Raw genomic sequence first — 13,510 nt, forward strand, 5'->3', positions numbered from 1 at the left:
GTGTGGTGTTTTCCGTTCAGTCTTGTTCGTGGTCAGTCTTGTTCGTGGTCAAAGGAGCCGGCACCCGCAGCAGCAGGGTCGGCGAGTGTCAGCCGGTGGTCCATGCGGTCCTTCTTGGTCTGCAGGTAGCGCAGGTTTTCTTCCCGCGAGGGGACTTCCGTCGGGACCATTTCGACAACCTTCACGCCGGCCTGGGCCAGGCGGTTCTGCTTGTCCGGGTTGTTGCTGAGCAGCCGGATCTCGTGCAGGCCCATCTCCGCGAGGATCTGGGCGGCGGCCTTGTAGCAGCGGGCATCCACCGGCAGGCCAAGCTGTTCGTTGGCTTCCACGGTGTCGAAGCCCGCTTCCTGGAGGGCGTACGCCTTGATCTTGTTGGCCAGGCCGATCCCCCGGCCTTCCTGGCCGCGCAGGTAGAGCAGGGTGCCGCCCTCGTCGCGGATCAGTTCCAGGGCGTAGGCCAGCTGTTCGCCGCAATCGCAGCGGTAGGAGCCGAAGACGTCGCCGGTGAGGCATTCGGAGTGCAGGCGGACCAAGGGCAGGGTGCCGTTGCGGGGCGGGTTCGGGGAGCTCACCGCCAGGTGCTCCGCCCCGGTGGCCTCGTCGATCCATGCCTGGGCAATGAATTCGCCGAAGGCGGTGGGCAACTGGACCACCGGGCCGCCGCTGACCGGGTGCTTCCTGTGTGCCGTGCCGCCGTTGCCGTTGCCGTTGCCGCCGTCGCCATGACGCTGTGCGGTCATCGTGTCTCCTCTTCTCCTGCCTGGTCGCCGGCTTCCGCCGCGATGTATGCCACAAGATCCTCGATCGAGATCAGCGGGCACCCATGTTCCGCGGCGAAGTCCCGGAGACTGTCCAGGCGCATCATCTCACCATCGTCGTGAACCACTTCGGCGATCACTCCGACCGGGGCGAGCCCGGCCAGGCGGCACAGGTCCACCGCGGCCTCGGTGTGCCCGGGGCGTTCACGCACTCCACCGTTAACGGCGCGGAGCGGGAAAATATGCCCCGGGCGGGTGATCGACGACGGCGTGCTGGCCGGGTCCGCGAGGATCCGTGCGGTCAGCGCCCTGTCGCCGGCCGAGATTCCGGTGCTCACGCCAATGGCCGCATCGCAGGACACGGTGTACGCCGTCCCCTTGGAGTCCTCGTTGATTTCGACCATCGGCGGCAGCTGGAGGGCGTCAGCACGGGAGCCTTCCAGGGGAACGCAGATCACTCCGGAGCTGTAGCGGATGGTCCAGCCCATGAGCGCCGGGGTTGCGTGTTCGGCGGCGAAGATGATGTCGCCTTCGTTTTCGCGGTCTTCGTTGTCGACCACCACGACGGCACGGCCGGCGGCCATGGCTGCGATGGCGTCCTCCACGGGGTCCAGCCCGTGGCGCACGGCGGTGCTGCTTTTCTCGGGAACGGTGCTCACTGGGCGTCCCCTCCGTCCGCGGCCTGTCCGGCGTGGTCCTGTCCGGCGGCGTGGTTGCCGGCCCCGGGGCGGGCTGCGAAGGACAGCAGCCGTTCGGTGTACTTCGCCAGCACGTCCACTTCGAGGTTGACGCGTCCGCCTATCGCTTTGGCGCCGAGGCCGGTTTCCTCCAAGGTGGTGGGGATCAGTCCGACTTCGAACCAGGGCTCGCTTTCCTGGGCGGGGCTCACGGCAGTCACGGTGAGGGAGACGCCGTCGACGGCGATGGAGCCCTTTTCGGCGATGTACCGGGCCAGCGGCACCGGCACGCCGAAACGCAGCCGGTCCCAGTTGCCCTGCGGCTCGCGCTCCAGAAGCTGCCCGACGCCGTCGACGTGGCCCTGGACTACATGGCCGTCGAGGCGGCCGCCCGCAGGAACGCAGCGTTCGAGGTTCACCGGATCACCCGCGGCGAGCTCGCCGATCGTCGTGCGGACGAGGGTCTCCCCCATGACGTCCACGCTGAATTCCTGTCCGTTGATCTCAGTTGCCGTGAGGCATACACCGTTGACGGCGATCGAGCCGCCCAGTTCGAGTCCGCCGGTGGTGCTGGGTGCGGACAGGCGCAGCGTGGCGCTCTCCGTGCCCTGGTGGTCGATCGCCAGGACCTTGCCCTGTTCGGCAACGATTCCGGTAAACATTCAGTATTCTCCTTCGATGGCTTCCACGGCGTCCTTGCCGGGTGTGTGGACTTCGGTGGCTTCGGCCAGTGGTAACAGGCGCAGGGGTTTGAGGTGCAAGCGCAGGTCGCGTCCGAGCATTTGGACCGCACCTCCGCCGGCGTCGTCCCAGGTCCATTGCTGGGCGTCGGCGAGCGTGCTGATCCCCAGTTCCCGCAAGGCAGGCGTGCCGCTGCCGAGCAGGGTGGGCGCCAGGTACACGATCAGTTCGTCCACCAGTCCGGCTGCCAGGAAGGCACTGAGGATCCGGGAGCCGCCTTCGACCATGACGTGGCGGATGTCGCGGTCGTAAAGCATGGCCAGGGCTTCAGCGGGATCCCGGGTGGGCAGGTGGACGAAGTTGCCGTCGGCCCCCCGGATGGCGGCGTCCTCCGGGATGCCCCGCAGGCCCATGGCGGCCCGCAGCGGCTGCTTGCCGGATTCTTCACCTGCGGCGTTGCGTGCCGTGAGGCGCGGGTTGTCCACCAGCACGGTCTCGGTTCCCACCAGGATCGCGTCGATCAGGCCGCGCAGGCTGTGGTTGTCCTGCAGCGATTCGGGGCTGGAGATCCACTGGCTGGTGCCGTCGCTGGCCGCGATCCGGCTGTCCAGGGTCTGGGCGATGTGCAGGGTCACGAAGGGACGGCGGTGCCGGACGGTGTCGAACCATTCGCGGTTCAGCGCGGTGGCCTGTTCCCCGCCGAGCCCGGACGCGACGTCCACCCCGGCCCTGCGCATCGTCAAGGCGCCGCCTGCCGCGTGGTGGTGCGGGTCGTCCACGGCGTACACCACCCGGGAGATGCCGGCCTCGATGATCGCCTGCGCACAGGGGCCGGTGCGGCCGGAATGGTTGCACGGTTCCAGGGTGACCACCATGGTGGTGCCTTTGAGGTCGATGCCGGCAGCCCGGGCCCCGGCGATGGCGTCGGCCTCCGCGTGGGCGGTCCCTGCTCCCCGGTGATAGCCGGTGACGAGCTCGGCACCGTCCGGGCCCAGAACCACGGCCCCGACCAGCGGATTCGCTCCGCGCGGGCCGCCGAGGGCCGCCGCAAGCGCGGTGTCCATGGCAGCTTTCTCAGCTTCCGTGAAGACTGTTTCTGTGTTCAGGACCGTGCTCATGTTGCCGCTCCGGCCGGGACGGCATCTGGCCGTGCCTCCAAGGTCTCCTGCCGCCCGGCACGCCACCAGACGAAGAAGCCGGCCAGGGTGAAGAAGCCATAGAACAGGTACATGAAGGCACTGGCAAAGTAGCCCGCGCTGAACAGCAGCGGCACACCGACGATGTCAACGGCCACCCAGATCAGCCAGAACTCGGTCCAGCCACGCGCCATGCCGTACGTGGCAAGCAGCGAGCCGGTGAAGGTCCACGCGTCAGCCCAGACCGGCGGGTAGGAGCCGAGCGAATCGAACAGCGGGGTGAGTGCGGCGGTGCCGGCGAACAGCGCGGCGACCAGCGCGATGCGGACCTTCGCCGATGCCCAGGACGGCACCACGGCACGGCCCTGGGTGGCTGAGTTGCGGCGTTCGCGCCAGCGGTACCAGCCGTAGGCGGCGACGACGATGAACATCGCCTGCCGTCCGGCCTGGCCCCAAAGAGTCGCCGGAGTCGCGGCACCGAAGACGTTGCCGAGGAAGACCGTGAGGAGGAGCAGATTGCCCGCGATACCCACAGGCCATGCCCAGACTTTGCGGCGCATTCCGCCGAGGGCACTGGCCAGCCCGAAAATGTTTCCCAGCACTTCGCGTAGAACAAGCGCAGACCCGCCGATCGGGATCTGTGCTTCGAAGAGCCATCGCAGAAAATCCATGCCGTTCCTTCCCTGAAAGCCGCGATGACTCCGGGGGTGTACGACAGCGCAATGCCGGGGCGTCCCCAAAAGGGACGCCACAGCATGACTGTACGTGCTTCTCCCATCCAGACTTTGACTGTCGGTACTGGAATTCCACCAGTTCAACCGTTCGCCGCCGCTTCCTTGCTGGAAACGATGGCTCACGGGTCGCGGACTATGACCGCCGGTTCGGAATTACACCGACCCCGGAGCACGTAATGTGTGTTGCTATTCTGACACAACTTCGACGGCGGCCCGGCTATTCCCCGGGCCGCGCGGTCAACAGTTCGTCACGGTTGGTGCCCGGCGCCGTCAACTGGCGCCGTCAGCCTAGCGCCGTGCGGCGGCTCCAATGCCCGCCTCGCGGAGTCGCTCGATGGCCGCGGCGGGGTCGTCCTGGCCGTACACGGCAGAACCGGCCACGAACACATTGGCCCCGGCTTCGGCGGCGCGCAGGATGGTTTCCTCCGTGATGCCGCCGTCCACCTGGAGGGCCACTCCGATCCCGGAACCGTCGATGGCGGCGCGCGCCCGGCGGATCTTGGGCAGGGTCACATCAAGGAAGGACTGACCCCCGAAACCGGGTTCCACTGTCATGATCAGAAGCATGTCGAGTTCGCTGAGCATGTCCAGGTACGGCTCCACCGGCGTTACCGGGCGGAGAGCCATGCCGGCCTTGGCGCCGCGGGCACGCAGCTCGCGCGCGAGTTTGACCGGCGCGGTGGCGGCCTCGGCGTGGAAAGTCACCGAAGCGACGCCGGCGTCAGCGTAGGCGGGGGCCCAGCGGTCGGCGTCGGCGATCATCAGGTGGACGTCCAGCGGGACCGGGCTGACCGCCTGGATGCGCTGCACTACCGGCAGCCCGAGGGTCAGGTTCGGCACGAAGTGGTTGTCCATGACGTCGACGTGCACGGCGTCGGCATTGCTGATCCGCTTCAGCTCCGCCTCCAGGTTCACGAAATCGGCGGACAGGATGCTCGGGTTGATGCAGCACGTGGACAAGTTCGTTCCCCTTGGCGTTGGCGGTGTTCGGGTGCGGGTGGAGCTTAGGACTTCTTCCGGATGAGGGCCATGAACATGGCGTCCGTCCGGTGCAAGTGCGGCCAGAGCTGCGCGGTGAGTTCGTTTCCGGCGCCGAGGTTCCCTTCGAGGCTGACGGCATCCAGCGCGGCGCCGGCGTCGAGCAGTTCCAGGTCCTCCCGCTTGGCCAGCGCGTCGCTGACGACGGCGGTGGTCTCGGCAGGGTGCGGGGAACAGGTTACGTACGCCACGACTCCGCCAGGCCTGACGGCGTCGATGGCGGATTCGAGCAGCTCGCGTTGCAGCGGGCCGAGTTCGGCCAGGTCTTTGGGGGTGCGGCGCCAGCGGGATTCGGGGCGACGGCGCAGGGCGCCGAGGCCGGTGCAGGGCACATCGACGAGGACCCGGTCGAAGGCCCCGGGCTGTTCCCTGCCGAGGTCCCGGCCATCGCCGGTGCGCACCGACCAGGAGGAGCCGGGCACAGCGGCCAATGCCTGGCCGACCAGTTTCGCCCGGTGCGGAGCAGGTTCATTGGCGAGCAGGCTGGCGCCGGACTGGTTGGCGAGGGCGGCGAGCAGCGCCGCTTTTCCGCCGGGTCCCGCACAGAGGTCCAGCCACTTTTCGCCGGTTTTGGTTCCGGTGCCGCTGCTTTCGCCCAGGTCGACGGCGGCGACGGCGCGGGCTACCAGCTGCGAACCGACATCCTGGACGCGGGTGGTGCCGGCCCGGACCGAGGACAGCCGTCCGAGGTCGCCGCCGCTGGACAGCGCCGAACCGGCGACGAGCGGGCCCGGGGTTGCGCCGTTCTCCAAGGCCTCGTCAAGGCTGCCGAGGCCGGGCAGCGCTACGAGGTTCACCACGGGGGCCTCGTTGTCGGCCTCGAGGAGCGCGGTGATTTCCCCGGCCGGGCGCCCGTGGGCCACGAGGGACTGGCGGAGGGCGCGCACGATCCATTCGGGATGGGCGTGGCGCACGGCGTCGATCCTGATGGAGTCAGTCTCTTCGGCCAGGAGGTGGTCGAGCCACTCGGGAAGCGAGCGGGCAGCGACCTTCCGGAGGACCGCATTGATGAGGGATGAGGGACCTGCACCGATGACGGCGCGGGCCAGTCCGACGGTCTGGTCCAATGCGGCATGCGCCGGGACACGCATGGCCAGGAGCTGGTGCACGCCGAGCCGCAGCGCGTCCAGCACCGCCGGGTCCAGCTGCGCGAGCGGCCGGTCCACGCAGGCAGCGAGGATGGCGTCATACGTGCCCTGGCCGCGCAGCGCTCCGTAGCTCAGTTCGGTGGCGAACCCGGCGTCGCGCTTGTCGAGGTGATGGTGGCGGATCCTTGCCGGCAGGACGAGGTTGGCGTAGGCGTCCTCGGAGGCCACGGCCCGGAGCACCTCGAAGGCCACCAGGCGCGCGGGATCCGCACGGCGGGTGCGCTGCGAGGGTGCGCTGGCCGTAGAGCCACGCTGCGGCCCGCGGTTGCGTTCACGGCCCTTGGCATCGCGCCGCACTGCGCCGTTTCCGCCGCCCTGGCCCCGCTCGCCCCGGCCGCGGTTGCCGCCGTCACGCCCGCCATGGTTTGCCGGGTTCCGTCGTCCGGACTCGCTCATTCGAATTCCACGCTTTCTACTGCTACGCCGCGGGCCCAGTCGGCCGCCGCCATCATCTTCTTACCGGCGGGCTGGATCCGGCCAAGCCGCACTGCGTGTGAAGCGGTGCCAACCAGCACGCTCTTGCCGTCGAAACGAAGGCGCCCCGGCTCCAGGTCACGGACATCGGGCCGCAACTGCAGCGGTTCAAGCTTGACCCGCAGGCCGTCCAGCATGGTCCAGGCGCCGGGCTCCGGGGTGACGCCGCGGGCCCTGCGGTTGATTGCCAGGGCAGGCTGCCGCCAGTCGATCCGGCCGTCCTCGAGGGTGAGCTTGGGAGCGAGCGAAACCTCACCGCTCTGCGGCTCCGGGGCCGCCCTGCCGGCGTCGACGGCGGACAGGGTCTGGCTGAGCAGGACCGCGCCGCTGCGCGAAAGCCGTTCCAACAGGTCGCCGGCCGTGTCTTCCGGCCGGACGGTTTCGGTGACTGTTCCGAAGACCGGTCCGGTGTCGAGTCCTTCCTCCAACTGGAAGGTGGCGGCGCCCGTGATGTCGTCGCCGGCGATCACGGCCCGCTGCACCGGCGCGGCGCCGCGCCAGGCGGGAAGGAGGGAGAAGTGCAGGTTGATCCAGCCGTGCCGCGGGATGGCCAGCGCGGCCTTGGGGACGATCCCGCCGTAGGCGACGATCGCTGCGACATCGGGCTCGAAGGAGGCGATCCGGGCGGTGGTTTCAGCGTCCACCTTGCTGGCATGGATGAGCTCAATGCCGAGCTCCGCCGCGCGGGAGGCAACCGGCGACGGCGTCAGGATCCTCTTGCGCCCGGTGGGCGCATCCGGGCGGGTCAACACGGCGACAACGTCGAATCCGGCGTCGACCAGCCCGTCGAGTGAAGGAACTGCGACCGCCGGAGTGCCGGCGAAAAGGACCCTCATTCAGCAGTACCGAAGCTGCCGAAGCTGGAGCCGACCGACGTGGCCCGCTTGCTGGTGGTTTGTTCAGTCACAGCGTGGTAGTTCGCGGCGCGGATGGCCCGGAGGGCGGACTTCCGGTCTTCGCCTTCGAGCCGGTCGGTGAAGAGGATGCCGTCGAGGTGGTCGGTTTCGTGCTGGAAGCAGCGCGCGAGCATGCCCTCGGCCTCTACGCTGACCTGGTTTCCATCGAGGTCGACGCCGGTGGCACGGGTGGTGCGGCGGCGGCGGACCGGGTAGGCAAGTCCGGGGATGGAGAGGCAGCCTTCGATCTGGTCATCCTGGAAGTCCTCGCTGTTTTCCAGCACGGGGTTGATGATGTGCCCCTCGACCCCGTCGATCCGGTAGGTGAAGACGCGCTGGCTCACGCCGACCTGCGGAGCCGCGAGGCCGGCGCCGTCCACGTCTTCCATGGTCTCGGTCATATCGGCAACCAGTTTGGCAAGCTCGGGACCGAAATCCGTGACGGGATCGGCCACCGTGCGCAGCACGGGGTCCCCGATAATCCGGATGCTCAAAATGGCCATGCGCTGTCAGTCCTCACGATCGCGTTTGTTGGCTTCCCATATAAAGGGAGCTAAGCCAGTTTAGTGGAGCCTGCCACGGCCGGGGCGGCCGGGTACGCCGGAGGCGCCACAGGAAGCAGCGCGGTGCCGGCCACAGCGACGTCCGCGGTCATGTCCCAGACCCGTTTCAGGGCGCAGAATTTCCACCAGTGGTGTTTCAGGACGTCCGGGTTGGCGCGCTGCGGGCGGACTTCGGTCTCGCCGATGGCCACGGCCAGGAGCACCGGGTCTTCACCGTACTTCCAGGGCTCCCATTCCCCCGCTACCGGATCCACCAGGCTTTCCTCCGCCTTCATGCCCGCCACCAGCTGCATCACGACCTTGTCATCCAACGCCTTGACTGTGCCGTCGCGGTTGGTGCCCTTGGTCTTGTAGTCGATCAGGCAGACCCGGCCGTTGATCCGCGCCACCAGGTCAAGGGTTCCGGCGTAGCCTACGCTCGTATTCCAGACGGTGATCTCCGGGGCGAGCGGCTCCACGCGGTACAGTTCCCACCATTCATCGAAGCGTGCAGCAAAGGCTTCTTCGCCGTGCGAGGCAAGCAGCGCCCTGGATTCCTCCACCCGGTGCGGCCTGCCGAGCGCGCGAAGGGCCACCTGTTCGCAGTAGCCGTGCACCCGGTCCCCGCGCTGTGCGGCGTCGTCCCTGTATACCTCGGCAGCCTTGGCCGCCTTGTTGACCGCCTGCCGGAGCCCGGCGGGGCTGCCCAGGAGCCGCGGCAGTTCGGGATCGTTCGCCAGGCTGTTCGCCCCCATGTATCCGAACCAGCCATCCAGCGAGTGCGCCTGCTGGCCGATGACCGTGGTGATGGACGGCACGGAAAAGGCTTCCGTCGTGGAACGGGCGTACATCCGGCCGTATTCAGTGGCGTGGGCAAGCAGTGGATCTGTCATAGGAAAACTCTTTCACAGACCACCGACAGGATCCGAGCCCGGGACTCATCCACAAGACGAAAAAGGCCCCTGCCGCTCCTTGCGGAGCAACAGGGGCCTTCAACCCACGGGTGGGCGATACTGGGTTCGAACCAGTGACCTCTTCGGTGTGAACGAAGCGCGCTACCACTGCGCCAATCGCCCGTGCACCAAAAACACTAACCGACTCCGGCCGGAAATCAAAAACCATCCGAACGGGCGCCGAATTCACCCTTTGGATGGCCGCCGGCGCCACCGCCGCGTGCACGCCGGCACGCGCGGGAACCGCTGCTAATCACAAGCGTGTAACTCGAAAGTTCCGCGCCAATTCAAGGAAGCGGCGGCGTAGGCGGGCCTGGCGGGCGCAACGATTTGGAGTTTCCCCGAACCTCCTATAGAGTTCTTACTCGTCGGAAAGCGACGGTCTGCCCACCAGGACAGGCCGCGGAAATCCGGCAATGCGGACGTAGCTCAGCTGGTAGAGCACCACCTTGCCAAGGTGGATGTCGCGAGTTCGAATCTCGTCGTCCGCTCGCAGGACACTGTCACGGCAAAGAGTCCCGGGAAACCGGAATCCTTGCTTACACGGTGGGTTGGCCGAGAGGCGAGGCAGCGGCCTGCAAAGCCGTATACACGGGTTCGAATCCCGTACCCACCTCGGTGAAAACCCTGGATCCCGGTTCCGGCCGGATCAGTAAGGGCGATTGGCGCAGCGGTAGCGCGCTTCCCTGACACGGAAGAGGTCACTGGTTCGATCCCAGTATCGCCCACGGGAGCAAGGAAACTTGCTTGACGTTGAGCGGATGGCTCCGGCCATCCGCTCAACATTTGCGGACGTAGCTCAGCTGGTAGAGCACCACCTTGCCAAGGTGGATGTCGCGAGTTCGAATCTCGTCGTCCGCTCTCCTGTTTTTAAGGATCCGGCAACGGACAACCCCTCGGCATGTGCCGGAAACGGGCGATTGGCGCAGCGGTAGCGCGCTTCCCTGACACGGAAGAGGTCACTGGTTCGATCCCAGTATCGCCCACCAGAGCAAGGAAACTTGCTCGTTGTTGAACCTTGGTTCAGCATGCGCGGACGTAGCTCAGCTGGTAGAGCACCACCTTGCCAAGGTGGATGTCGCGAGTTCGAATCTCGTCGTCCGCTCTCCGGGCCCGCGCCCACATGAAGCAGCTCTGCGGAGCTGCTTTTTTTGTGCCTCGAACCGTGCAGATCCGGGAGACCGGAATTCAAAACATCGGAATATCCCATGAATAAAGCTAAGGAAAAATCGCTTTATCTGATGTGATTCGACTCGCATACTATTCCTCGGACCTTTTTGGCTTTCAGCCACTACGCCTACAGGCAGGAGCACCACCGGTGAACCAACAAACGCTCACGAGTTCGATCCTGAGGAAAAAACCCATCGACACCATCGAGGAGGAGAACAAGCACAGCGGGCTCTTCAAGAGCCTCGGCCTCTGGCAGCTGACCGCCATCGGCGTGGGCGGCATCATCGGCGTCGGCATCTTTTCCCTTGCCGGCCTGGTGGCCCATGGCAACGGCAGCAACCCCGGAGTCGGCCCCGCGGTGCTGATCTCCTTCCTCGTGGCCGGCCTCGCCTCGGCGGCGGCGGCGCTTTCCTACGCCGAGTTCGCCGGCATGATCCCCCGCGCCGGCTCGGCTTACACCTACGGCTACGTCGCCCTGGGCGAGATCATCGGCTGGTTCATCGGCTGGGACCTGCTGCTTGAGTACATCGCGATCGTCGCCGTCGTCGCGATCGGCATCTCCGGATACTTCGACGCCTTCCTCTCCGGAATCGGCATCCACATGCCGGCCTGGATGACGTCCACCGCGGACGAAGGCAAGGGCGGCCTCATCAACCTTCCCGCCATCCTGATCTGCCTGCTCGTGACCTGGATCCTGAGCCGGGGCACCAAAACCTTCGGCCGCTTCGAACTGATCGCCGTCGGGATCAAGGTGGTGCTGATCGTGTTCATCATCGGGCTGGGCATCTTCTACATCAACACCGAGAACTACAACCCGTTCATGCCCAGCGGCTTCGGCCCGGTGCTGGCCGGATCCGCCACGGTGTTCTTCGCAGTGTTCGGCTATGACGCCATGAGCACCGCGGCCGAAGAAGCCAAGGACGGCAAGAAGCACATGCCCAAGGCAATCGTGCTGTCACTTGTGATCGCCATGCTCCTGTACGTGGCCGCGACCCTGGTGCTGACCGGCATGCAGAACTACAAGGACATCAACCCCACCGCAGGATTCGCCTCGGCGTTCACCGGCGTCGGGCTTCCGGTCATCGCGACGATCATCTCGGTCTTCGCCGTGCTCTCCATCCTGACCGTCATGCTCACCTTTCTGCTGGGTGTCACCCGCGTCTGGTTCACCATGAGCCGCGACGGGCTCCTGCCGTCCTGGTTCGCCAAGACGGACCGGAACGGCACCCCGCAGCGCGTCACCTGGATCGCAGGCATCACGTCGGCATTCCTTGCTGGAATCTTCCCCATCAAGGCAGTGGCCGACCTGACCAACATCGGCATCCTTGCCGCCTTCGTGGTGGTATGCGTGGCCGTGATCGTCTTCCGCTACACGAAGCCCGGCGCCCCGCGCACCTTCCGACTGCCGCTCATGCCGTTGGTGCCCGCCTTCGGCGTCCTGGCCTCGGGCTTCCTGATGACGCAGCTGCCCTGGGACACCTGGGTCCGGTTTGTCGTCTGGCTGGTCATCGGCCTGGCGATCTACTTCGGCTACGGCCGCAGGCATTCGCTGATGAACCCGGAGAGCCCCAGGCACCAACAGCGCGTCAGCCTGGACAGCAATCCCTGAGGGGCCGGCCAAATTCATGCTTGGCAGGGCCGGGATGCCGGGTTAAGCTCGGGAACGGAGGAGCGAACTGGCTCCGCGACGGAAGGGAGGTGCCCGTGGGACTAATTGACGATCTGAAGGGCAAAGCTCAAGAGCTCATTGGTGGCAACGAGGAAGCCATCAAGGACGGCATCGAGAAGGCCGGTGATTTCATCGACGACAAGACCGGTGGAAAGTTCGCCGAGCAGGTTGATGCAGTCCAGGACGCCGCTTCCGGATTCGTGGAGAACGCCGGCGGCGGGGCTCCCGCCACGGATGAGGCTCAGTAAAGAGCTGCCATAACAGTTACGTCAACGGGGCATCGGTCCCGCCGGGAGGCGGCACCGATGCCCTTGGCGTTTAACGGGCGCCCGCGGAGTGAATAGGCCGGCCGGCCGGCGCAGACCCGCCACCCACCTCGGGTACCGTTGAAGATCATGCCCTCCCCCGATTCCAGCGCCGCGCCTGCCGAAGCCCCCGCCCCTCCGCTCCCCTCCCGGCAGTTGTCCATGCCCGTGACCGCCGGCGTCGTGACGGCCCTCGTCGGCTTCACCTCCTCTTTCGCAGTGGTCCTCGCCGGGCTGCGTGCCGTCGGGGCCAGCGATGCGCAGGCTGCCAGCGGCCTGCTGGCGCTCACCCTGTGCTTCGGCGTCGGGGTCCTCTGGCTCTCCTGGCGGTCGAGGGTGCCGGTGACGCTCGCCTGGTCCACCCCGGGGGCGGCACTTCTCGCGGGAGCCGGAACGCCCGACGGCGGCTGGCCGGCCGCCGTCGGTGCCTTCCTGATCGCAGGGGTGCTTATCGCACTGACCGGACTGCTTCCACCCCTGGGGCGCCTGATGACGCGGATACCCACGGCGCTTGCCCAAGCGATGCTCGCCGGGGTCCTCCTGCCGCTGTGTGTGGCACCGTTCAAGGCCGTGGGCTCCGCGCCCCTGCTGGTGGCGCCGGTCATTCTGTGCTGGCTGCTCATGATGAAGCTGGCGCCGCGCTGGTCGGTTCCGGCATCCCTCGGGGTCGCCTTGGCCGTCATCGGCATCCACATCGCATTCAATGGTGGAACCGTCCCGGCGGACCGCCTGCTGCCCGAACTGCATTGGACCACTCCGGCGTTCAGCCTGCAGGCCGTGGCCGGCCTGGCCCTGCCGCTGTTCATCGTGACCATGGCGTCCCAAAACATTCCAGGCGTGGCAGTGCTGAAGTCCTTCGGCTACAGCACGCCGTGGCGGCCGTCGATGCTGGTGACCGGCGCGGGGACGGTGCTCGGCGCCCCGTTCGGCGGTCACGCCATCAACCTGGCCGCCCTCAGCGCAGCGCTGGCAGCCGGAGAGGAAGCAGGCACGGACCGCGGCCGGCGGTGGATAGCCGCCTTCACCTCGGGCCTTGCCTATCTTGTGCTCGCCGCCTCCTCGGCGGCCTTGGTGACGGTGGTGGCCGCGGCGCCGCAGGGCCTGCTCGAGGCCGTGGCGGGCCTGGCCCTGCTGGGCACCATGGCGTCGGCGATCGCCTCGGCACTGGCGGTGGCGGAAGAACGGATCGGAGCCTCGGTGACGTTCCTGCTGGCCGCTTCCGGGTTGAGCGTTGCCGGAATCGGAGCGGCGTTCTGGGCCCTGCTGGCGGGGGTGGTGGTCCGCTGGGTCCTCATGGACCACAACCCCCGGCCGCGCATTTCCCCGTAG

13 protein-coding genes, 7 tRNA genes and 1 riboswitch are annotated in these 13,510 nt (G+C 67.1%); of the genes, 9 read left to right on the plus strand and 11 right to left on the minus strand.

The window, feature by feature from the left end; all coding sequences use genetic code 11:
• Positions 1 to 32: 32 nt before the first annotated feature.
• The 11 genes from ribA to ACNQPB_RS17685 all read right to left on the minus strand — a co-directional run bounded on the left by ribA (position 33) and on the right by ACNQPB_RS17685 (position 9,160).
• On the minus strand, positions 33 to 740 hold the full coding sequence (gene ribA / locus ACNQPB_RS17635) for a GTP cyclohydrolase II (RefSeq protein ID WP_498753724.1): 708 nt from the start codon (positions 738 to 740) through the stop codon (positions 33 to 35).
• Positions 737 to 1,342, minus strand: coding sequence for a 3,4-dihydroxy-2-butanone-4-phosphate synthase (gene ribB / locus ACNQPB_RS17640; RefSeq protein WP_498753799.1), 606 nt, complete (start codon positions 1,340 to 1,342; stop codon positions 737 to 739). The genes ribA and ribB overlap by 4 nt, the downstream gene beginning before the upstream one ends.
• Positions 1,343 to 1,413: 71 nt before the next feature.
• Positions 1,414 to 2,097: a riboflavin synthase gene (locus tag ACNQPB_RS17645; RefSeq protein WP_498753725.1), complete on the minus strand. Its 684-nt coding sequence runs from the start codon at positions 2,095 to 2,097 to the stop codon at positions 1,414 to 1,416.
• Positions 2,098 to 3,234, minus strand: a complete 1,137-nt coding sequence (ribD, locus tag ACNQPB_RS17650; RefSeq protein ID WP_498753726.1) for a bifunctional diaminohydroxyphosphoribosylaminopyrimidine deaminase/5-amino-6-(5-phosphoribosylamino)uracil reductase RibD — start codon at positions 3,232 to 3,234, stop codon at positions 2,098 to 2,100.
• A complete protein-coding gene (pnuC, locus tag ACNQPB_RS17655; protein ID WP_498753727.1) occupies positions 3,231 to 3,923 on the minus strand; it encodes a nicotinamide riboside transporter PnuC in 693 nt (230 codons plus the stop codon). Before pnuC ends, ribD begins: the two co-directional genes overlap by 4 nt.
• Positions 3,924 to 4,013: 90 nt before the next feature.
• Positions 4,014 to 4,163, minus strand: a riboswitch (FMN riboswitch).
• A gap of 111 nt (positions 4,164 to 4,274) precedes the next feature.
• Positions 4,275 to 4,946, minus strand: coding sequence for a ribulose-phosphate 3-epimerase (gene rpe / locus ACNQPB_RS17660; protein WP_498753728.1), 672 nt, complete (start codon positions 4,944 to 4,946; stop codon positions 4,275 to 4,277).
• Positions 4,947 to 4,990: 44 nt separating this feature from the next.
• Positions 4,991 to 6,568: an RsmB/NOP family class I SAM-dependent RNA methyltransferase gene (locus ACNQPB_RS17665; RefSeq protein WP_498753729.1), complete on the minus strand. Its 1,578-nt coding sequence runs from the start codon at positions 6,566 to 6,568 to the stop codon at positions 4,991 to 4,993.
• Entirely contained in the window at positions 6,565 to 7,482 is a 918-nt protein-coding gene (gene fmt, locus ACNQPB_RS17670) for a methionyl-tRNA formyltransferase (RefSeq protein ID WP_498753730.1), read from the minus strand. Before fmt ends, ACNQPB_RS17665 begins: the two co-directional genes overlap by 4 nt.
• Positions 7,479 to 8,045, minus strand: a complete 567-nt coding sequence (gene def, locus ACNQPB_RS17675) for a peptide deformylase (RefSeq protein WP_498753731.1) — start codon at positions 8,043 to 8,045, stop codon at positions 7,479 to 7,481. The genes fmt and def overlap by 4 nt, the downstream gene beginning before the upstream one ends.
• A 50-nt stretch (positions 8,046 to 8,095) precedes the next feature.
• Positions 8,096 to 8,977, minus strand: coding sequence for a cytochrome (locus tag ACNQPB_RS17680; RefSeq protein WP_498753732.1), 882 nt, complete (start codon positions 8,975 to 8,977; stop codon positions 8,096 to 8,098).
• Between the two features lie 111 nt (positions 8,978 to 9,088).
• Positions 9,089 to 9,160: transfer RNA gene (locus ACNQPB_RS17685), tRNA-Val, on the minus strand.
• 295 nt (positions 9,161 to 9,455) lie between these two features.
• Between ACNQPB_RS17685 and ACNQPB_RS17690 the strand changes: the two genes are divergently transcribed.
• The 9 genes from ACNQPB_RS17690 (at position 9,456) to ACNQPB_RS17730 (ending at position 13,510) form a co-directional block, all read left to right on the plus strand.
• Positions 9,456 to 9,528, plus strand: a tRNA-Gly gene (locus tag ACNQPB_RS17690).
• A 54-nt stretch (positions 9,529 to 9,582) separates the two neighbouring features.
• Positions 9,583 to 9,653: transfer RNA gene (locus ACNQPB_RS17695), tRNA-Cys, on the plus strand.
• Between the two features lie 40 nt (positions 9,654 to 9,693).
• Positions 9,694 to 9,765, plus strand: a tRNA-Val gene (locus tag ACNQPB_RS17700).
• A gap of 60 nt (positions 9,766 to 9,825) precedes the next feature.
• Positions 9,826 to 9,898: transfer RNA gene (locus tag ACNQPB_RS17705), tRNA-Gly, on the plus strand.
• 53 nt (positions 9,899 to 9,951) lie between these two features.
• A tRNA-Val gene (locus ACNQPB_RS17710) sits at positions 9,952 to 10,026 on the plus strand.
• Between the two features lie 43 nt (positions 10,027 to 10,069).
• Positions 10,070 to 10,142 (plus strand) — tRNA-Gly (locus ACNQPB_RS17715).
• Positions 10,143 to 10,355: 213 nt separating this feature from the next.
• Positions 10,356 to 11,816: an amino acid permease gene (locus ACNQPB_RS17720; RefSeq protein WP_498753733.1), complete on the plus strand. Its 1,461-nt coding sequence runs from the start codon at positions 10,356 to 10,358 to the stop codon at positions 11,814 to 11,816.
• Positions 11,817 to 11,905: 89 nt separating this feature from the next.
• Positions 11,906 to 12,124 (plus strand): antitoxin, encoded by a 219-nt coding sequence (locus tag ACNQPB_RS17725; protein ID WP_498753734.1) that lies wholly within the window; start codon positions 11,906 to 11,908, stop codon positions 12,122 to 12,124.
• 147 nt (positions 12,125 to 12,271) lie between these two features.
• Complete coding sequence (locus ACNQPB_RS17730; RefSeq protein ID WP_498753735.1) at positions 12,272 to 13,510, plus strand: benzoate/H(+) symporter BenE family transporter; 1,239 nt, start codon at positions 12,272 to 12,274, stop codon at positions 13,508 to 13,510.

The organism is Curtobacterium sp. LFS079 (genome assembly GCF_047977865.1).
In the GTDB taxonomy this organism is placed as follows: domain Bacteria; phylum Actinomycetota; class Actinomycetes; order Actinomycetales; family Micrococcaceae; genus Arthrobacter.